A 19029-nucleotide genomic window follows, 5' to 3' on the forward strand; every position below is an offset into this window, starting at 1 on the left:
AAATGCTCGAGGCGATCGCGGTCGCGTTCGATTCGGGCGATTTGCTGCTTGATCGGGGGCCCGCGGCCAATCCGGCCTCCGTGCGCAAGCTGGAGGCCGACGTCGCCGCCGCCGAAGCGGAGCTGGCGGCGGTGGACGCGGCGATGCAGGCGCCGGAGGCCGCCTTCGACGCGGCGCGGCTCGCGGCGATGCAGGAGCGGCGCGACGCCCTGCAGCTCCGCGTCGACGAGTTGCTCCTGCGGTATGTAACGCTGTTGGATGATAATCCAAACTGAAGCCATTAAACCCAATGATCATGAATTATGCAACGCCAATGGACTGAATAAGGAGGTTATCCCTATGAATGCACCCAAACCCAAATTCGAGCTGCACCCCGGAGATCCCCGGTCGCAGGCGCTGGCCGCCGCCGACCCGCGGATGGGCGAACTGATAATGATGATCGGAAATCTGGCCACCAAACCGCAAGGCCCCCTATTCTCCGAGCTGGCGCGATCGATCATCAGCCAGCAAATATCGGTCAAGGCTGCGGCCACCATTCGCGGCCGGGTTATCGAGCTGGCCGGGGAGCTGTCCCCGGCCGCCTTGTCGGCTCAAAGCGATGCCGATTTGCGGGCTGCCGGCCTATCCGCCTCCAAGGCCGCCTATCTAAAGGATTTATGCGACAAAGTGTTATCCGGACGAATCGACCTCGATCGGCTGCAGGAGCTGAGCGATGAAACTGTGATAGAAACGCTCGTCTCCGTCAAAGGGATCGGCCGTTGGTCGGCGGAGATGTTCCTGCTCTTTGCCCTCGGCCGCGAGGATGTGGTGTCTTATGGAGACGCCGGCCTGCAACGTGCCGCCCGCTGGGTGTATGCAATGGAAGAACGGCCCGACCGCAAATATTTGCAGCAGGCTTCTTCCGAGTGGCAACCTTACGGCTCGATCGCTTCGCTGTATCTTTGGGAGGCGATCAATCAAGGCCATGTCGACTCGGGCCATACCTTTGCCGAGCGACGACCCGGTTATTCTTCTTGATAAGTTGCTTACGGTAAATATTGGTTATAAAATAACATTATGGTTGGAAAGGAACTTGTATATGAATCGGTAGAATATAAACAGATCGGGGATGGATCGTTTGTTCACACTGCCAGAAGTCAGCCGTCCGGCAAAGCTGTATCTGATCGGGTTGATTGCTTTCGTGGCGATCGTTTCGTGTCTTGTCGTCCTGATTTACAATGATTACTTTCTCTTGGGCGACCCCGTTCGGCCCAACAATGACGACGTTAAATATATCCAGTCCTCCCGCCTCCTCCTGAACGAAGGAGTGCTCGCTTATAACACGAAGGACAAGCCTTCCGCCTTTATCATGCCCGGATTGCCGCTGATGCTGTCCGGGCTTATGGCCGTTTTCGGCCAGGACCAGGGCGGTGTCGTCGCCTATCGTCTGTTTCAATGCCTGCAGCAGGCCCTCTGCATCTATTTGATCTTCTGGATCGGCCGCCGGATCTTTACTACCCGGGTGGCGCTGATCGCCTGCACGGTGTCCGCGCTGTATCCGCCCGATTATTTTTCCTCCGGAGTCATCCTGTCGGAAACAACCTTCCGGACGCTGCTTCTGCTCCTCGTCTGCTGCACCATCCTGGCGCAGGAACGCCAGAGATCGGCCCTATACATCCTGATCGGCGTACTAACGGCCGCGGCCGCTTACTTGAAGCCCCACGCCTCTTTATATCCGGCCGTGCTGCCCGTCCTATGGCTGCGGATGAAACTGCCCTGGCGGACCATGCTGAAGTATACCCTGTTGATGGGAGCCGCGTATATCCTTCTGCTGACGCCTTGGTGGATCCGCAACTGGGTGACGTTTCACGAATTTATCGTGTTCACCAATTCCGGGGGCAGCCCATTTCTGCTTGGAACGCGGATTCGCTGGCAGTTGCCGCCCGCAGGCTTTTTCGAAGCCTATCCCCAATACGATCCGAAGACGGTGTTTGAAGGAGCCGACAGCAGCGCCGTCCGCAAAGGCCTGGATATCCTCAAATACGGATTTACGCATGAGCCGATGAAATACCTGTATTGGTATACGCTGGGGAGATGGGTGGAGCTGTACTTCCATCCCTTCTATTCCCGCCCGTTCTGGCCGATCAGCCGCCCGGCGATGAACCTCGCTCAGGTCGTGCTGATGTACGTCAACATGGTTGGCATTCTGTGGGCGTTGCTGAAACACCGCTTCAACCTGAACCGCGTGCTCCCGCTGCTGCTCGCGCTGGCTTATTTCACCGTCATTTACGTGCCATTCGTGGCGTTTAACCGCTACGGCTATCCCAATATGGTGCTGCTCATCCTGTTCGGATCGTATTTCATCGGCGACCTGGCGAGCCGCTTCTTGCCCCGCTCGTTGAACCGGCTGGAGCGAAAGGAGGCTTCCGCGTCATGAATCCGAATCCGACGAAGATGCTCATTATTATCCCGGCCTACAATGAAGAGGCCAGCATCGGGTTGGTGATCCGGGACATCCGGACGCATGCCCCGGCTGCCGATGTGCTCGTCATTAACGACGGCTCCGCCGACCGGACGGAAGAATTCGCCAAGAAAGAGGGCGCCAAGGTACTGACGATGCCTTACAACGTCGGCATCGGGGGCGGCATGCAAACCGGATATATGTATGCCAAGCAAATGGGCTACGATATCGCCGTGCAAATGGATGCCGATGGGCAGCACCGGGCCGAAGAGCTTCCGAAGCTGATCTCCCAAACGGCCGCGCACGATCTCGTGATCGGATCCAGATTCGTGGAGTCCACGGCGTATCGGTCGTCCCCGGCAAGACGGGTAGGAATCGCCTTTTTTTCGGCGCTCGTCTCCTGGGTTACCGGCCAGCGATTCACCGATACAACCAGTGGATTTCGCGCCGCCGGACGCAAGGTCATCGAGCTATACGCCGATTATTACCCCATCGATTATCCCGAAGTGGAATCGATCGTATACCTGAAACGAATGGGCTGCCGGATCGCCGAAGTTCCCGCTGAGATGCGTCCGCGGGCGGCCGGCAAATCGTCGATAACTCCCTGGCGATCGGTGTATTACATGGTGAAGGTCACGTTATCCGTTCTGATGAGCGCTCTCCGTCACCATTCACGGAGAACAGCGGTGCAGGAATAATGGCGATATACATCGTATCCGTTGCCGTTGCCGCTTTGTTCCTGTTCGCCGTGCTGGAGCTCGTCCGTCGCCAGAAGCTGCGCGAGCAGTATTCCTTACTGTGGATCCTGTTCAGCGTGATTTTGCTCGTTTGCTCGCTAAACGTTACCTTCATCGAATGGATCGCCGCCCGCTTAGGGGTGAAATATGCGCCCGCGGTGCTGTTCCTGTTCGGTTTATTATTTTGCTTCGCCTTTATTCTTCATCTAACGATCGTCATTACCAGGCTGACGTCCCAGGTGCTCCGCCTGACTCAGGAGATGGCGATCCTAAAAGAACAGGAGGCCGCACATGAACATGGACAAAACGATTAGTTATCTCCTGCTGCTCGGCAATATCCTGCTGCTGGTGACCGGACAAATTCTGTTCAAGGTCGGGCTGGGCCGCTCCGGCGGCCTGCATTGGGGCAAGCTGGCAACCTCGCCGGCGGTAATCGGCGGCATTGCTTTGTACGTACTGGCTACGCTGCTGTGGTTCGCCGTATTGTCCCGGCTTCCGCTTAGCGTCGCCTACCCGCTGCAGGCGCTCGCTTACGTGCTGGCGCTCGTTCCAGCCTACTTCCTCTTCCACGAAACAATCACGTTAACGAAGCTGGCCGGCGTAGCCGTGATCCTGCTCGGCGTATTTTTGCTGGCCAAATAGAAGCAGCCCGGTCGAGTGACCGGGCTGCTTTATGAATCGTCCTTCTACTGCCTTTCGATCACAACCAGCTGTTTGACGGCCCGGTCCGTCTCTTCGATGCGTCGGACCATCGGAAGGTTCTGCGAGGTTAACGTGTCAACGGTAGCCAACAGCTCCTGCAGCGTAGCCGACGACTGCTCGATAACGGCGACGAAATCGTTAACCGCCTGCTCGATTTCATCGGTTTTCTCCTGAACCGAACCGGCGACTTCGGTGATGTCGGCCGCTCCGTTCGCCAGCTCTTCCACATGGTCATTGATCGACATAAACGCGCCTTTCGTTTTTTTCACCAACTCCAGGCTTTGTTCCATGTTGTTCACGTTTTCCTCTAACCGCACCTGAGACAGATCGGCCTGACGGGTAGCTTGACCCACGTTATCCGTAATCCGTTTCGCGGATTCGTTCGTCAAGTCGGCCAGTTTGCGTATCTCATGCGCCACGACTTCGAAGCCGCGCCCCTGCTCTCCGGCTCTTGCCGCTTCGATGCTGGCATTCAGCGACAGCAGACTGGTCTGTTCGGCGATTTCGCGGATCGAGGCGGTCAGCTCGGCGATGAGGTGGATATTGCCGATCAAGGCTCCGATATCCTCCTTCATCGCATTCATGTTTTCATGGAATCGGTCGATCGTCCCGGTCAGCTGGCCGATGACGGCCGCTCCTTCGGTGGAAGCCGATTTGGTTCCGGATACCGTCTCGACCAGCTCGCCTAAGGCAGCAGTCATGTGGTTTATGTATTGGTTGGAGGTTACGATATTGTCCGAAATGCCCCCGATCGTTTCCGTTTGCACCGCCGCGCCGGAAGCCATTTCCTGAAACGCCGTATTCATCTCCTGGAAAGCATGGTAATTGTCCTGGCTGTTGGAGCGAATCTCACCGATGCTTTGGGCGATCGTTCGCGTTGCTTCGGACGTGATCTTTTCCCGCTCCAGCTCGCGAGCCAGCAGCTCCGCGGTCTCCTTATTCATTTTTGCCGAATTGGCCAACATTCTACGGCCTAAGGAAGATTGGGCCAACAGTACCCAGGAAGTTACCGCGAAGAAATACAGCATAACGATAACGTCCGAACCGCTGCCCGCAGGATCATGAAAAAAGGTATATTTGATCAAGATCACGACCAAGGCAGCACCGAAACCAAACATCACAACCCGGAAATTGTTGTACATGATGCCGACGCTCAAGACAAAAAAGGCCGATATTGCGCCGAGCGGTCCCCCGCCACCCTGAAAAACGGTAACCAATGAAGTGATAAAGGTGCCTGCCACTGCGATATAAGGAATTAAGTTTTCTTTCTTCCGGGTCAAATGGCCGCCCCAAACCAAAGCCAAAATCAGCACGTTGGGAACGACGATCAAGGAAGTGATCATCGCGCTCGTATGTAGACCCAACAATACGGCAAAGCTGAGAATGACCGTCGTCGTGACCGTCATGCATATCATCAGGTTCCTTCTTCGAAAATCCTTGTACAAAAAATCATCTACATCTTGGCCTGCCATCTCCATAACCTCCTGTTGTATGTTTAGGAAACTTCGTATGAAGTGAGTATCGGCAGATTTTGTCGTTTATTGTAGATTAATTTACTTAAAATAGTTTTTATTCGACATTTTTCGCCGTCTTCAACGCCTTGCAAACGGCAAAAGGCGTATATTTACGCAAATATCCGGATCTCATATTCGCAATGCTCGTTACCGCATACATTGCATTTCGTCTCCCGAACGCTCACTTTGCGATTGAGCATTTTGCCGAGCGCTCCTTCCAGAATGGCTCCCTCCAAATCGCAAACCTTTTTCTCCTCGATCAAGGGTAAGCCTTTGCAAAAGCAATCGTCGACCGCGATCCGGATCAACCGCTCATCCCGCTCCAAAATCCGCGGAATCCCGATCCGCAGATCCGCAAATAACGCGAGCAGCTCCTCCAACGTGTTCACGGGCAGACTCTCGCCGATCTTTCGCCCGATGGATGCGGTCGTCCCTTTGCCCTCGAGCGGCAACCCCTGCTGCATGCCGATCAACCGAATCGCCCGAAACAATTCCAGCGGTACCTCCCCGCCCAGCCGCGAGCGGTCGATATGCCGCAAATCCTCAAACGTAAAACTTTTCATCGATGTTTCCCCCTATCTGTTATGGCCAGCCAACAATTCGTCGGTAGGTCTAATTTGCCATATCCGCAAACCTAGAACCTTGATTTAAATCAAGATTTCGTAATGAATGTTGTGACAATAATCACTAGTACTGATCCTGCTAACTGATAGGGTAAAAGTGTCAACTTACGCGAGATTTCTAATAAAGGAAGGTGGATGCCATGTCCTGTGCTTGCCAACCCCCCGAATCCGGCCAAGCCCTCTCCTGCCTGGCGCATGTTCCGGTATTTGCCCAGCTCCGCGAAGCGGAGGTGGAACTCCTCCACTCGGTGATGCGCACCGCGCAGTTTCGGAAAGGCGAGCTGATCTTCCGCGAGGGAGACCGGTCGGATTCGCTGTTCGTCGTCAATCGCGGCATCATCAAGCTGACTAAGCTGGAGGATAACGGGAAGGAACACATTATTCGGCTGCTGTTCCCCGGCGATTTCTTCGGGCAATTTGCCCTGCTGCAGGAGAAACCCCATTATGCCAGCGCCCTGGCGGCCGATGCAACGGGGGTTTGCCGGATTCACCGCAGCGATTTTCTCGATATTTTGCGCCGGGACCCGGATACGGCGGCGCGGTTCATGACCGCGCTAAGCAGCCAGTTGGAGGAGGCCGACGGCTGGGCGGCGATGCTGACCCTGCTCGAGGCGGATCGACGGCTGGCCAAAATGCTGCTGTATTTCCGCCGGAAGGCGGCGCCGGCGTCCAGCGATTTTACGCTGCCCGTGTCCAAAAAGGAGCTGGCCGGCCTGATCGGCGCCACCCCGGAAACGCTCAGTCGCAAGCTGCGGCAGTTGACCGACGACGGCGTCCTCGCCGTTTCGCAGCGCAAGCTGCGCATCCGGGACGAAGCGGCGCTGCGCCGGCTGGCCGGGGATCTGGGCCCGTTACAGTGGGAAATGTCCGGGAAATGAGCCGATAACGTCATCACAGTCCGTTAGCCCACCAAAAGAAGCGCCCCCGCCATGTGGCGGGAGCGCTTCTTCATCTATTAAGCATCGGCCGAAGCCGGTTTACACGGCCTCCGGCTCGAAATCGCCTTTGGTGAACTGGCTGTTGTACAAGTCGGCATAGAAACCGCCAAGGGCCAGCAGTTCTTCGTGCGTGCCTTTTTCGATCACGGAGCCATGGTTCATCACGAGGATGAGATCGGCATCCTTGATCGTGGACAAGCGGTGGGCGATGACGAAGCTCGTTCTGCCCTTCATCAGCACGTTCATCGCTTTCTGGATATGCACCTCGGTCCGGGTATCGACACTGCTGGTCGCTTCGTCGAGAATGAGGATCGCCGGATCGGCGAGAATCGCCCGCGCGATCGTCAAGAGTTGCTTCTGCCCCTGCGAAATATTCGATGCTTCCTCGTTCAGGATCGTGTTATACCCGCCCGGCAGCGTGCGGATAAAGTGGTCGGCATACGCCGTTTTGGCGGCATTCACCACTTCCTCCTCGGTTGCGCCTTCGCGGCCGTAGGCGATGTTGTCGCGGATCGTGCCGTTAAACAACCACGTATCCTGCAGCACCATGCCGAACAGGCTGCGCAGCTCGCCGCGTTTCATGTCGGCAATATTGACGCCGTCCACGGTGATCGAGCCGCCGTTCACTTCATAGAAGCGCATCAGCAGGTTGATCAGCGTCGTCTTCCCGGCGCCGGTCGGACCGACGATCGCGATCGTTTGCCCTTGCGACACGTTGATGTTCATGTCTTCGATCAACAGATTCTCCGGATCATAACCGAACTGCACGTGATTGAAGGCTACGTCGCCGCGCGGCTGCTCCAGCACGACCGGCTTGGCGGCTTCCGGAACCTGCTCTTCCTCGTCCAAAATCTCAAACACGCGTTCCGCCGAAGCGACGGTGGATTGAATAATGTTGGCGATGTTCGCCGTTTGCGTAATCGGCATCGTAAACTGGCGCGAGTATTGGATAAACGCCTGCACGTCCCCGATTTCGATCGTTTTTTTGGTGACGAGAATCCCGCCGACCACCGAGACGAGCACATACCCGATATTTCCGATAAAGCTCATGATTGGCATGATCACGCCGGAAATGAACTGCGCTTTCCAACCGGCCTCATACAGCCGTTCGTTGATATTGTCGAACTGCTCCAGCGATTTGGCTTCACGGCCAAACGCCTTCACGATTTTGTGGCCGGTGTACATTTCCTCCACGTGCCCGTTCAACTCGCCGAGTTCTTTTTGCTGACGGACAAATTGCTTCTGCGAACGTTTGGCGATCGAAGTGATGGCTACGATACTCAGCGGCAGCGTCAATATGGCAATCAACGTCAACAGCGGGCTGATCGAGAGCATCATCACGATAACGCCGATGATCGTCAGGATCGAGGTGATCAGCTGCGTCATGCTTTGCTGCAAGGTGTTGCTGATATTGTCGACGTCGTTGGTGACCCGGCTCAAAATTTCCCCATGCGTCCGGCCGTCAAAATATTTCAGCGGCAGTTTGTTCAGCTTGCTGTTCACGTCGCGCCGCAAATCGTATACCGTTCTCTGGGCCACGCCGGCCATCAGGTACTGCTGGAAATAACCGAATAGTGCACTAAGCGCATAAAGCACCAGCAAAATCGTAATGATCTGCCAGACGTACTGGAAATCGATCGAAGCTCCGGGCACCCCTTGCATTTTGGCAAAAATGCCCTCAAACAGCTTGGTGGTCGCTTTCCCCATTACCTTTGGGCTGACGATGCTGAACACAGTGCTTAAGATCGCCATGACCAGCACGGCGGCCAATTGAAACTTATGCGGCTTTAAATATTGAATCAGACGCTTTAAGGTCCCCTTAAAATCCTTCGCCTTCTCGACCGGCATGCCCATCCCGGGACCCCCGGGACCGCCATGTCTGCCGCCAGGGCCGCCAAATCCGCGTTTTCTTTCTTTTTGCTCCTGGCTCATGCGATTTCCTCCTCCGAAAGCTGCGAATACACGATTTCTTTATACACGTCGCAGGTTTCCATCAGTTCGCGATGGTTGCCGATGCCGGCAATTTGGCTGTCGTTCATCACGATGATCTGGTCGGCATCGAGCACGGTGCTCACTCGCTGAGCGACAATGATCACCGTGGATTGTTGGGTTTCCTGCTTCAACGCCGCCCGCAGCTTGGCATCGGTTTTGAAGTCCAACGCCGAGAAGCTGTCGTCGAAGATATAAATTTCCGCCGGCCGCACGAGAGCCCGAGCGATGGAAAGCCGCTGCTTTTGCCCGCCCGACACGTTGGTGCCGCCTTGCGCGATCGGCGAATCGAAGCCCTGCTCCATTTTGCCGATAAAGTCGCTCGCCTGGGCGATTTCCGCCGCATGCCGGACCTCTTCGTCGCTGGCGTCCTCTTTGCCGTAGCGGATATTTTCGCTGATCGTGCCGGAGAACAACACCGCCGTTTGCGGCACAAAACCGATCTTGCCGCGCAGTTCCTCCTGCGTCATATCGCGCACATCCACGCCGTCCACCCGAACGCTTCCTTCCTGCACGTCGTAAAAACGCGGGATCAGGCTGATCAGCGTCGATTTGCCGGAGCCCGTCCCGCCGATGATAGCGGTCACCTGCCCCGGTTTGGCGGTGAAGTAGATGTTCTGTATCGCCGGCTGTTCCGCGCCCGGGTAGCTGAAGGACACGTTCTCGAATTCGATCAGCCCTTTAGTTCCGGTTTCTTGATGTCCCGCCGCCGCATCCTTAATGACCGGTTCCATGTCCAGTACTTCATTGATACGGATGGCCGAAGCCGATGCCCGAGGAATCATCACGAACATCATCGACACCATCACGAGCGAAAACAGGATCTGCATGGCGTACTGCAGGAAAGCCATCAAGTCGCCGACTTGCATTTGTTCGGCGTCGATCCGCAGTCCTCCGTACCAAATGATCGCCACCGATGAAAAGTTCATGACGAGCATCATGACCGGCATCATGAACGCCATGATTTTGTTGACCTTGATCGACGTTTCCGTCAAATCCAGGTTGGCCTTGTCGAAACGTTGGCTTTCGTAATCGGTCCGGTTAAACGAACGGATGACGCGAATCCCGGTCAAGCCTTCGCGCATGACGAGGTTCAGCTTATCGATTTTTTTCTGAATCGCTTTAAATAAAGGCAGCCCTTTTCTCGCGATCAGGAAGATGGTTGCGGCCAGTACCGGAATGATAACCACCAGCACCAGGGACAAGGTGGCGTCTTTCGATACGGCCATAATGATCCCGCCCAGGCACATCATCGGGGCCATGACCATCATTCTCAGAATCATGATCAGCACTTGCTGCACCTGGGTAATGTCGTTGGTCGTACGGGTAATCAGCGAGGCGGTGCCGACGGTGTCAAACTCCTCCAGCGAGAAGTTCGAAACATGGCCGAACACCTTGCCCCGCAACAGCTTGCCAAACCCGGTCGCCGCTTTGGACGAATAGTAGCTTGCCACGATCGAGCAAGCCATCCCGCCTAGCGCCACGAGAAGCATCAACCCGCCGATCCGCCAAATATACGGCGTATCGCCGTTGACGACGCCCTTGTCGACGATGTCCGCCATTAGCGTCGGCAAATACAGCTCGGACAACGTCTGGAAGAAGACGAGCACGAGCACCGCGGCTACCAGCCAGCGGTATGGTTTCAAATTGCGGAAAAGTTTTATCAATTTCCATCATCTCCACATGTTCTATTCATTTTCTCTCTTTCGGTTAAGCTTCATCTCCACGTATTCATACACCTGCTCCAACAATTCGATCAGTTGCAGGCACTTCTCCTGGCCCAAATAATCGACCAACCCTTGGATTTGGCCCGATCTCGCCTTGGCGGCCTCGCGGACGACCTCCAATCCGCGTTCCGTCGGTTTGACGCGGACGACCCGGCGGTCCTCCTGGTCGTTGTAGCGCAGGACCAGACCGTGCTCCTCCAGGCTGCGAATCAGCGGCGTTACGGTCGGTGACGCCACCTCCATCATCGTGCTAAGCTCGGAAACGGTAACTCCGCGCTCATCCTTCTTCAACCCGTGCAAGAGCACAAACAGCAACCTGACTTCGCTCGGCTTATAGGGCAGCGAGGTCATTTTGCTCATATCCAGCTTTCGAAAGCGGTGAACCGTCTTCAGCAATCTTTGTACTTGCGGATTATCACCGTCATACATCAACTTCGCTTTCCCTCCTTATTATTTTCACTATTTAATAATTAGTATGGCTATTTATTCGCAAGGCTAATTATAAGAGGGCCCCTACCCAAAGTCAAGCGACGTCAAAGAATAGTCAAGATTCAACGAAAATGGCCACGGACCGAAATGCTCGCCTAACGAGAAAAAGACCGCCCGGCGCAGGCTTTCTGCCTGCGGGTAACGGTCTTTTGAAACCCTCCGGTTTACGGCTGATTCGGCTTTAGTTGGTCTAGGCTTCTGAACTCATAGCCCTGCCGGCGGGCTTCATCGATCATCCGCCCCAACGCGGCGGCGTTGTCCTTGGACACCGAATGCAGCAGGATTACCGCGCCGGGATGCAGCTGCGACACGACCTTTTGATAGGCATAGTCCGCGCCTCGTTGATCGTTGACGTCCCAATCCTTATAGGCGACCGACCAAAATACGTTGGTATAGCCCAGCGCCTTCGTCACTCGTAACGTTCGGTCGCTGAAGATGCCGCGCGGCGGGCGAAGGTACGCCATTTCCTTTTGCCCGGTTACTTGGGCCGTCGCGATCTTCACCTTCTCCAGCTCATCCCGGATCCGCTCATCGGAGATCGTGGTCATATCCGGGTGGCTCCAGGAATGGTTGCCGATCAGATGCCCTTCCGCAGCCATCCGCATGAGCAACTCCGGCTGATCCTTCACATAGTGGCCGGTCACGAAAAAAACGGCCGGTACCTTTTTGGCTTTCAGCGTATCGAGGATCGGTGCCGTGTACCCGTTCTCGTAACCGTTGTCGAACGTGAGGAACAAATCCTTGCGCGAGGTGTCCCCGAGGAAAATCGCGCCGTTGTTATCGATGATATCTTTGAATCCTTCCTCGTTAATGGAGGGAAGCTGGCCGCCGACGCTTTTTTTGAAACCGAAATGATGGGTTACGTCGGCATAGGCGGCTGCCGGGGACACGCTCCCGAACAGCAGGCTCATCATCACGCTGCAGATCAAGGCAAACTTCACGGTAAGCTCTCTCCTTCGTTTCTCGTCTGGATAGTCTGAATATGCTCCGCTTACTATCTGCCGCAACCTGCGGAAATATGCAAAAAATCCCCTTCGGGACTCGCCGAACAAACGACGAAATGCCCCGAAAGGGATGGAGTGACCGGTTCACCGATTTCCGTTATTTGCCGGCTGACCGGCCGATCCGCTCCGATAGCTCGCTGTTCCGGTATCCGTACACAAAATAAACCAACAAGCCGACCATCATCCAAATGAGGAAGGCGATCCAGGTGATCGCGGGCAGGCTGATCAGCAGATAACCACAGCTCAGCACGGCCAGCAGCGGGATCCACGGTACCAGCGGCACCTTAAAGGAGCGAGTTAAATCCGGACGCGTGCGGCGTAAAATCACGATGCCCAGCGATACCGAGATAAAGGCGAACAAGGTCCCGATGCTGACCAGATCGGCCAGCTTCCCCAGCGGGATCAACCCGGCGAAGATGGCAACGATGATGCCGGTCGCCCAGGTACTGTTCGACGGAACCCCGGTTTTCGGATGCAGCTTGGCCAGCGGCTTCGGCAGCAAGCCGTCGCGGCCGATCGCGTAAAGCAATCGGCTCTGACCGAACAGCAGCACGAACAGCACGGTCGTGATCCCCACGATGGCGCCCAGCGAAATGAACCCGGCCACCCAGTTCTGGTTAATGTACTGCAGGGCAAAAGCTACCGGATTTTTTACGTTCAGCTCCGCGTACGGCACAATCCCGGTAAGCACCGCCGTTACGAGTATATACAGCAAGGAGCAAACCGCTAACGACCACAGGATCCCCCGCGGCAAATCCTTTTGCGGGTTCTTCACCTCTTCGGCGGCCGTAGCCACGGCATCGAAGCCGATATACGCGAGGAAGGCCGTCGCCGCTCCGGTGACGACGCCGCTAAAGCCAAACGGCATAAACGGCGTCCAGTTTCCGGGTTTGACATAAAACGCGCCGACGACGATAAACAAAATGATCACGGCGATTTTGACGAGCACCATGATCGAATTCAAGCGCGAGGACTCCTTGGAGCCGCGGGACACGATGAAGGTCAGCAACAACACGATCAGAATCGCAGGAACGTCTACGTACGTCCCGTTGGCCGGATCGAAAGCGCTGCTGATCGCCGTCGGCACCGTAAACCCCATCCCCGAGACCAGTCCCTGAAAATAACCTGACCAGCCGCTCGCCACCATCGAGGCGGCAAAACCGTATTCCAGGATCAGATCCCACCCCAGTATCCAGGCGATCAATTCCCCAAACGTCGCGTAGCTGTAGGTGTAGGCGCTTCCCGAAACGGGAACCATGGAGGCGAATTCGGCATAACACAATGCGCAAAAGGCGCAGACGATGCCGGCCAGAATAAAGGAAAGAATGAGTCCCGGTCCGGCATGCTGGGCGGCTGCCACCCCGGTCAGAACGAAGATCCCGGTGCCGACGACGCAACCGACGCCAAGCATGGTCAAATCGAAAACTCCCAGCTCCTTCTTTAATCCGCCGCCTCCGGATCCGGCCGCCTGTTTCTCCAGGATCATCGAAGCAATTGATTTTTTCCGTAACAAACTCATCTAGGCTCTGTCCCCTAATGTCATATTTGTGAATCATTTCGCTAATTATATGCACCCGTTTCGGTCTGCACAAGTAGTCAACAAGGAAATAGTTTGTCAATTTTCAAACAATTTGGGAATTTTTGATATATATTCACGTATATTGTAGAATCATCGCCGGGCTTTTTATACATTTTCGACATGCGTCGTCAGCACCTCCCGGGCAAACCGGATCCATTCCCGGGTGGCGAACGATAGATACCGGTCATCGCGCCACACGATGCCGAGCTTCCAAGGGATCACCGGCTTGACGAGCGGAATGATCCGCACGCCTTCATCGTCGATCTCCCGGCAGATCGTCTCCGGCAGCAGGGTGATGCCGAGGCCGACGGCTACCATCTCGCTGATCAAGTCCCACTGCGAGCTCTCGTAGATGACGTGCGGCTGAAAACCCGCTTTGGCGCATTCGCCGATGATGCGGCCATGGAGCGTAAAGTCCTCGCGGAACAGCACGAATCCATCCTGCGCCAGCTCGGCCAATTCCACCGTTTCCCGCTCCGCCAAAGGGTGGGCTGGCGGCACGACCAGATTCAGCTTCTCCTCGACAAACGGGAAGCTGCTTAATTCCTCCTCCACCGTCGGCAGCACCACGACCCCTACGTCCAACGCGCCTCCGGCCACATCCTGCTCCACCTTTTTGGCCCCGTCCTCGAACAGCTGGATCGTGATTTCCGGATACCGCTGATGAAATTCGCCGATCACCTTCGGAAAAAAGCTCGCCCCTACCATCGGCGGCAGCCCGATGCGGATATGCCCCTTTTTCAAATTGCGCAAATCGTCGAGCTCCGCCGTCAAATTTTGAAACGAGGTCACGATTTGCTGGGCTTGCGTCACGATGATTTGCCCGGCATCGGTCAGCTCGATTTTCTTGCCGATCCGATCGAACAGGACGACGCCCAGTTCCTCCTCCATCGCCTTGACCGCCTTGCTAATGGTCGGCTGCGTGATATACAGCGCCTCTGCGGCTTTCGTGAAGCTTCCCCGCCGCGCGACTTCAATCAAATACTGCATTTGCCGGATATCCACCGCCACACTCTCCTTTACCATCATCCATAGCAAAATGGAATACTATTCATTCAGTATATTCATTTTACTCATGAAAACAATCGGTGTAATATTTTCATTACCAACCACTAACAGAAAGGAGCTGCTCGCATGGAAAAGATGAAAGTGATCGGCAAAGGCATTTTTCAAGTCGCTATCCTGTTCTTCATCTCCATGGCCATGAATGCGATCGCGGAGCTGCTCCATTTGCCGGTTCCCGGTTCCATTCTGGGCATCGCGGTATTGTTTGTTCTATTGAAAACTGGCGTCGTTAAGCTGGGGTGGATCGAGCAGGGCGCGAATTGGCTGCTGGCCGAGCTGCTGCTGTTCTTCATTCCCTCCGCCGTCGGCGTCATGCAATACATTCCCCTGCTCGAGAGCGAAGGCATCCGGATTCTGATCGTCGTCATCTTCAGCACCCTGATCGTTATGGTCAGCTCCGGGCTGATTGCCTCCCGCATCGCGAAACGAAAGGAGCGCCGAATCTCATGATGGCAGGTTTGCTTAGTCTGGCTTTTACTCTGGTCATTTATGGCCTGTCCAAACGGCTGTATCGGATCCGGACGAGAATTTATTTGTCCCCGCTGCTGATTACTCCGCTGTTTCTCGTGATCGGCTTGCTGTGGGCGCAAATTCCTTACGAAACTTACCATACCGGCGGCAAATGGCTGAGCAATATGCTGCAGCCGGCGACGATCGCCTTTGCCGTACCGCTGTATAAATACTACAATGTGTTGAAAAAACATGCTGTTGAAATTCTCATTAGCGTGTTGAGCGGCTCGGTCGTCGCCATGTTCTCCTCGGCATTTCTCGCCGAATGGATGCATTTGGACGACGAGCTGATCACCAGCTTGATTCCGCGTTCGGTCACGACGCCCATCGCGATGAACGTCTCGCAAGTGATCGGCGGCGTACCCAATATTACCGCGGTGTTCGTCATTCTCACCGGACTGCTCGGCACGATGCTGGGACCGCTGGTGATGAAGCTGTTCCGCATCGACAATGAAGTGGCGCGGGGCATCCTGTTCGGCACCAGTGCCCATGGAACGGGGACCTCGAAAGCCTTCGAATTGAGTTCGCTGACGGGCACCATTTCCAGCATCTCGATGATTTTGGCGGCATTGTTCACCTTGGGTGCCGCCCCTATGTTAATCCTTTTACTGCACTTATAACCATACTCGTGTTTCCTCCTATTTATTTATATATGGGTTCCTCCTTGGACTCCGCCTTGGGCGGGGTCGTTTTTTTTGTCGAAGGATGGCTTAAAATGATATTGTCGCCTTGGTGTATCTGTTATATGATGATCTGGTTATGATTCTCACGCGTAAGAGAGGTGCCTTTCGCCCTTGCTGTTTAATTCGTACGAATTTATATTTGTATTTTGGCCGGTTTCCTTCGTCGTTTATTTTCTGTTGAACCGGTTTCTCCCTCCCGTTGCCGGAAAGCTGTGGCTGGCTGCCGCCTCGCTGTTCTTCTACAGCTATTGGAGCATCAAGTCGCTGCCGTTGATTCTGGCTTCCATTGCCTTCAACTACATCATGGGTCGAGCCATCAGCCATTCCGCCGGTAAACCGCTCCGGCTGCGGAAGCTGCTGCTGACTGCCGGGATTACCGGCAATGTGCTGCTGCTCGGCTACTATAAATATGCCGACTTCTTCATCTCCAACGTCAATTCGCTGTTTGCCGCGCATATCAAGCTGCTGGAGCTGGCTTTGCCGCTCGGGATCAGCTTCTTCACGTTTACGCAAATCGCGTATCTCGTCGACGCCTATCGCGGTTCGGCCAAAGAATACAGCATCGTCAGTTACGTTCTGTTCGTCACGTTTTATCCCCATCTGATCGCCGGCCCGATCTTGCATCATAAAGAAATGATGCCGCAGTTTGACCGCCCGCGAAGCAAACGGATCATCCCGGGCAACGTGGCCCGCGGCTTCTTTATATTTTGCGTCGGCTTGTTCAAAAAGGTGGTCATCGCGGATACGCTGGCGCCCATCGCCACCCAGGGCTTTGACGTGTCGCCCCATCTGGGACTGGTCGAGTCCTGGACCACCTCGCTCGCCTATACGTTCCAGCTTTATTTCGACTTCAGCGGGTATTCGGATATGGCGATCGGCATTGCGCTCTTGTTCAACATCAAGCTGCCGGTCAACTTCAACTCTCCTTATAAAGCCGTAAGCATTAAGGATTTCTGGAGCCGCTGGCATATGACGCTGAGCCGCTTCCTGAGGGACTATATCTATATTCCGCTGGGCGGAAACCGTAAAGGCACGTTTCGCACCTATTTCAATCTGGTGGCAACGTTCCTGATCGGCGGCTTCTGGCATGGCGCGGGCTGGACGTTCATCGTCTGGGGCCTGTTGCACGGCATCGCCCAGGTCGTCCAGCGCCTGTGGAGCAAAGCAGGCATCGCCTTGCCGCGCTGGTGCGGCTGGCTAATTACTTTTTTGTTTATCAACTTCACCTGGGTGTTCTTCCGGGCTGCCACCTGGGAGGACGCGATGAAGGTGTTCCGCGGAATGTTCAGCCTCGGGGAGATCCACGTTTCCCTGGAACTGGCCAGCCAGGTGCTGCTGATCGTGGCGGCTTTTGTCATCGCGCTATTCGCCCGCAACTCGATGGAATTGAAGATGAAATTCAAACCAAGCATGAAATATGCCGCGTTTATTGCCGGACTATTCATAGTTTCCATTTTGTATTTCAACCAGGTCAGCGAATTTTTGTATTTCACGTTCTGATCTAGATGCTGGTAAAAGGAGAAATTCCCTTGAAGAACATCCGTTTCGTCATCTGGTTCATGGCCTATATTATGTTATTCGCCGCTTTGGTCGGAACGTTCGTATTTGCGGTCGACCCGCTGCAGCTCTATCGGAAGGCGTCCTACCCGCCGCTCTTCACGAAACAGGAGCGCTACCAAACCCCCGGCCTGGCCAAAAATTATGCTTACGATACGATCATCCTCGGCAGCTCCATGACGGAAAACTTCGTTCCCTCGGAAGTGGGCAACCTCCTGGGCGGCAAGGTGATGAAGCTGTCGATGGAGGGTTCCACCGCCAAGGAGCAGCGGATGATTGCCGACGTGGCGATCGGTACCGGCCAGGTGCAAAAAGTGCTGTGGGGGATCGACTACTTCTCGTTCCGGGACAATGCCGTGCGGGACGAGGCTGCTTTTCCGTTTTATTTATATGACAACTCGGTATGGAACGACTATAAATATTTGTTTAACGTTTCCGATGTCAAACACGCGCTCGGCGCCATGTTCCTCCCGAAGGATAGGATGAGCCAGCTGCGCAACCTCGATCTTCTGAACAACTGGGATGCCTCCGCCGTCTACGGCCCGGACCAGGTGCTCGCCAAATGGCACGAAGCCCGGATAGCCGAGCAGTTAACGGCAGACAGCGAACCCGCGCTGGACATCGTGAAGCAAAATTTCGAGACGAACACGATGAGCCTGATCGAAGCGCATCCGGAAATCGAGTTTATCATTTACTACCCGCCGTACTCCATTTTGCGGCAGCAGATGTGGTACAGCGTCAACCCCGAGCGGTTCGCGAACCAATTGGCGATGAAAACCTACATGTACGAGCGGTTCAGCGCTTACGACAATGTTCGGGTGTACGATTTCCAAAGCGATAGCTCGATCACGTATAATCTCGACGAATTCAAAGACTTATCGCATCATTCGGCCGCGGTCAATCTCCGGATCATCGAGGAAATCGCCGCCGGAACCCATCAGGTCACCGCGGCGAACGTGGAGCTGAACAACCGCTTGCTGCAGGAACAGGTGCAAAGCTTGGTCGTCAATGAGGAAGGACCGGTGTATTCCGTCGTCGTCAACGTGAACGGCAAGCAGATCACCTTCAACGAGCTTCCTCCGGCCGACGGAGATGCGGTACGCGTCCCGCTCAAGGATTTCGCTTTGGCGGCCGGCATCGACTTCAGCTATGACGCTGCCGAGAAAACAGTCGATTTAACGCACCGGGACCGGGAGGTGTCGATCGCTGTCGGTGCCGATACCGCGACCGTCAACGGGGAGCAGACCCAACTCGACACGCCGGCGAAAATTTACAACGACCGGCTGACCGGTCCGTTGATCCAGATCATCCGGCTGCTGAAGGGCGACGTCCAGGTCGATCAAGCCGATCCGGATGATTATGTCGTCACTTACAACATTACGCTGGATTAATCGGCTCGAACAGCGAACAGGCTCCCTCCCCGATCCCGGAGAGGGAGCCTGTTATTCCCATGGAGCGGATGCCTACCGGAT

The 19029-nt window shown here is 55.2% G+C and carries 19 protein-coding genes; 11 read left to right on the forward strand and 8 right to left on the reverse strand.

Annotated features, from left to right (window positions below; all coding sequences use genetic code 11):
• The 6 genes from ACQ4N8_RS24940 to ACQ4N8_RS24965 form a co-directional block, all read left to right on the forward strand.
• On the forward strand, positions 1–275 hold a 275-nt coding region (locus tag ACQ4N8_RS24940; RefSeq protein ID WP_430707057.1), incomplete at its 5' end, for a hypothetical protein.
• A 64-nt stretch (positions 276–339) separates the two neighbouring features.
• Complete coding sequence (locus ACQ4N8_RS24945; RefSeq protein WP_430707058.1) at positions 340–1017, forward strand: DNA-3-methyladenine glycosylase family protein; 678 nt, start codon at positions 340–342, stop codon at positions 1015–1017.
• A 91-nt stretch (positions 1018–1108) separates the two neighbouring features.
• The gene (locus ACQ4N8_RS24950; RefSeq protein WP_430707059.1) at positions 1109–2416 is read left to right on the forward strand and encodes an ArnT family glycosyltransferase; all 1308 of its coding nucleotides are present in this window, start codon (positions 1109–1111) and stop codon (positions 2414–2416) included.
• A complete protein-coding gene (locus ACQ4N8_RS24955; RefSeq protein WP_430707060.1) occupies positions 2413–3138 on the forward strand; it encodes a glycosyltransferase family 2 protein in 726 nt (241 codons plus the stop codon). Before ACQ4N8_RS24950 ends, ACQ4N8_RS24955 begins: the two co-directional genes overlap by 4 nt.
• Entirely contained in the window at positions 3138–3491 is a 354-nt protein-coding gene (locus ACQ4N8_RS24960; RefSeq protein WP_430707061.1) for a DUF2304 domain-containing protein, read from the forward strand. Before ACQ4N8_RS24955 ends, ACQ4N8_RS24960 begins: the two co-directional genes overlap by 1 nt.
• Positions 3469–3819 (forward strand): EamA family transporter, encoded by a 351-nt coding sequence (locus ACQ4N8_RS24965; RefSeq protein WP_430707062.1) that lies wholly within the window; start codon positions 3469–3471, stop codon positions 3817–3819. The genes ACQ4N8_RS24960 and ACQ4N8_RS24965 overlap by 23 nt, the downstream gene beginning before the upstream one ends.
• A 44-nt stretch (positions 3820–3863) precedes the next feature.
• Here the strand turns inward: ACQ4N8_RS24965 and ACQ4N8_RS24970 are convergent, their stop codons facing one another.
• Positions 3864–5351, reverse strand: coding sequence for a methyl-accepting chemotaxis protein (locus tag ACQ4N8_RS24970; protein ID WP_430707063.1), 1488 nt, complete (start codon positions 5349–5351; stop codon positions 3864–3866).
• 152 nt (positions 5352–5503) lie between these two features.
• Positions 5504–5956: a V4R domain-containing protein gene (locus tag ACQ4N8_RS24975; RefSeq protein ID WP_430707064.1), complete on the reverse strand. Its 453-nt coding sequence runs from the start codon at positions 5954–5956 to the stop codon at positions 5504–5506.
• Positions 5957–6156: 200 nt separating this feature from the next.
• Between ACQ4N8_RS24975 and ACQ4N8_RS24980 the strand changes: the two genes are divergently transcribed.
• Positions 6157–6894, forward strand: coding sequence for a Crp/Fnr family transcriptional regulator (locus tag ACQ4N8_RS24980; protein WP_430707065.1), 738 nt, complete (start codon positions 6157–6159; stop codon positions 6892–6894).
• Between the two features lie 99 nt (positions 6895–6993).
• Here ACQ4N8_RS24980 and ACQ4N8_RS24985 read toward each other — a convergent pair whose 3' ends face one another.
• From ACQ4N8_RS24985 to cidR, 6 genes are all read right to left on the reverse strand, one after another.
• Positions 6994–8886, reverse strand: a complete 1893-nt coding sequence (locus ACQ4N8_RS24985; RefSeq protein WP_430707066.1) for an ABC transporter ATP-binding protein — start codon at positions 8884–8886, stop codon at positions 6994–6996.
• Positions 8883–10610, reverse strand: a complete 1728-nt coding sequence (locus tag ACQ4N8_RS24990) for an ABC transporter ATP-binding protein (RefSeq protein WP_430707067.1) — start codon at positions 10608–10610, stop codon at positions 8883–8885. The genes ACQ4N8_RS24985 and ACQ4N8_RS24990 overlap by 4 nt, the downstream gene beginning before the upstream one ends.
• A gap of 21 nt (positions 10611–10631) precedes the next feature.
• Positions 10632–11099, reverse strand: coding sequence for a MarR family winged helix-turn-helix transcriptional regulator (locus ACQ4N8_RS24995; RefSeq protein WP_430707082.1), 468 nt, complete (start codon positions 11097–11099; stop codon positions 10632–10634).
• A 224-nt stretch (positions 11100–11323) separates the two neighbouring features.
• Positions 11324–12073, reverse strand: a complete 750-nt coding sequence (pdaA, locus tag ACQ4N8_RS25000; protein ID WP_430707083.1) for a delta-lactam-biosynthetic de-N-acetylase — start codon at positions 12071–12073, stop codon at positions 11324–11326.
• 187 nt (positions 12074–12260) lie between these two features.
• Complete coding sequence (locus ACQ4N8_RS25005; RefSeq protein ID WP_430707068.1) at positions 12261–13682, reverse strand: amino acid permease; 1422 nt, start codon at positions 13680–13682, stop codon at positions 12261–12263.
• Between the two features lie 165 nt (positions 13683–13847).
• A complete protein-coding gene (gene cidR, locus ACQ4N8_RS25010) occupies positions 13848–14747 on the reverse strand; it encodes a cidABC operon transcriptional activator CidR (RefSeq protein WP_430707069.1) in 900 nt (299 codons plus the stop codon).
• A 138-nt stretch (positions 14748–14885) separates the two neighbouring features.
• Between cidR and ACQ4N8_RS25015 the strand changes: the two genes are divergently transcribed.
• The 4 genes from ACQ4N8_RS25015 to ACQ4N8_RS25030 all read left to right on the forward strand — a co-directional run bounded on the left by ACQ4N8_RS25015 (position 14886) and on the right by ACQ4N8_RS25030 (position 18948).
• Positions 14886–15257, forward strand: coding sequence for a CidA/LrgA family protein (locus tag ACQ4N8_RS25015; RefSeq protein WP_430707084.1), 372 nt, complete (start codon positions 14886–14888; stop codon positions 15255–15257).
• A complete protein-coding gene (locus tag ACQ4N8_RS25020; protein WP_430707070.1) occupies positions 15254–15937 on the forward strand; it encodes a CidB/LrgB family autolysis modulator in 684 nt (227 codons plus the stop codon). The genes ACQ4N8_RS25015 and ACQ4N8_RS25020 overlap by 4 nt, the downstream gene beginning before the upstream one ends.
• A gap of 174 nt (positions 15938–16111) precedes the next feature.
• Positions 16112–17500: an MBOAT family O-acyltransferase gene (locus ACQ4N8_RS25025; protein WP_430707071.1), complete on the forward strand. Its 1389-nt coding sequence runs from the start codon at positions 16112–16114 to the stop codon at positions 17498–17500.
• Between the two features lie 29 nt (positions 17501–17529).
• On the forward strand, positions 17530–18948 hold the full coding sequence (locus ACQ4N8_RS25030; RefSeq protein ID WP_430707072.1) for a copper amine oxidase N-terminal domain-containing protein: 1419 nt from the start codon (positions 17530–17532) through the stop codon (positions 18946–18948).
• Positions 18949–19029 lie beyond the last annotated feature (81 nt).

Source organism: Paenibacillus macerans (assembly GCF_050565405.1).
In the GTDB taxonomy this organism is placed as follows: Bacteria; Bacillota; Bacilli; order Paenibacillales; family Paenibacillaceae; genus Fontibacillus; species Fontibacillus macerans_B.

Bases quoted from the DNA above. Each gene is read 5' to 3' on its own strand.
- ACQ4N8_RS24945 (WP_430707058.1), top strand. From the start codon at position 340: ATGAATGCACCCAAACCCAAATTCGAGCTGCACCCCGGAGATCCCCGG.
- ACQ4N8_RS24950 (WP_430707059.1), top strand. From the start codon at position 1,109: ATGGATCGTTTGTTCACACTGCCAGAAGTCAGCCGTCCGGCAAAGCTG.
- ACQ4N8_RS24955 (WP_430707060.1), top strand. From the start codon at position 2,413: ATGAATCCGAATCCGACGAAGATGCTCATTATTATCCCGGCCTACAAT.
- ACQ4N8_RS24960 (WP_430707061.1), top strand. From the start codon at position 3,138: ATGGCGATATACATCGTATCCGTTGCCGTTGCCGCTTTGTTCCTGTTC.
- ACQ4N8_RS24965 (WP_430707062.1), top strand. From the start codon at position 3,469: ATGAACATGGACAAAACGATTAGTTATCTCCTGCTGCTCGGCAATATC.
- ACQ4N8_RS24970 (WP_430707063.1), bottom strand. From the start codon at position 5,351: ATGGCAGGCCAAGATGTAGATGATTTTTTGTACAAGGATTTTCGAAGA.
- ACQ4N8_RS24975 (WP_430707064.1), bottom strand. From the start codon at position 5,956: ATGAAAAGTTTTACGTTTGAGGATTTGCGGCATATCGACCGCTCGCGG.
- ACQ4N8_RS24980 (WP_430707065.1), top strand. From the start codon at position 6,157: ATGTCCTGTGCTTGCCAACCCCCCGAATCCGGCCAAGCCCTCTCCTGC.
- ACQ4N8_RS24985 (WP_430707066.1), bottom strand. From the start codon at position 8,886: ATGAGCCAGGAGCAAAAAGAAAGAAAACGCGGATTTGGCGGCCCTGGC.
- ACQ4N8_RS24995 (WP_430707082.1), bottom strand. From the start codon at position 11,099: ATGTATGACGGTGATAATCCGCAAGTACAAAGATTGCTGAAGACGGTT.
- pdaA (WP_430707083.1), bottom strand. From the start codon at position 12,073: ATGATGAGCCTGCTGTTCGGGAGCGTGTCCCCGGCAGCCGCCTATGCC.
- ACQ4N8_RS25005 (WP_430707068.1), bottom strand. From the start codon at position 13,682: ATGAGTTTGTTACGGAAAAAATCAATTGCTTCGATGATCCTGGAGAAA.
- ACQ4N8_RS25015 (WP_430707084.1), top strand. From the start codon at position 14,886: ATGAAAGTGATCGGCAAAGGCATTTTTCAAGTCGCTATCCTGTTCTTC.
- ACQ4N8_RS25020 (WP_430707070.1), top strand. From the start codon at position 15,254: ATGATGGCAGGTTTGCTTAGTCTGGCTTTTACTCTGGTCATTTATGGC.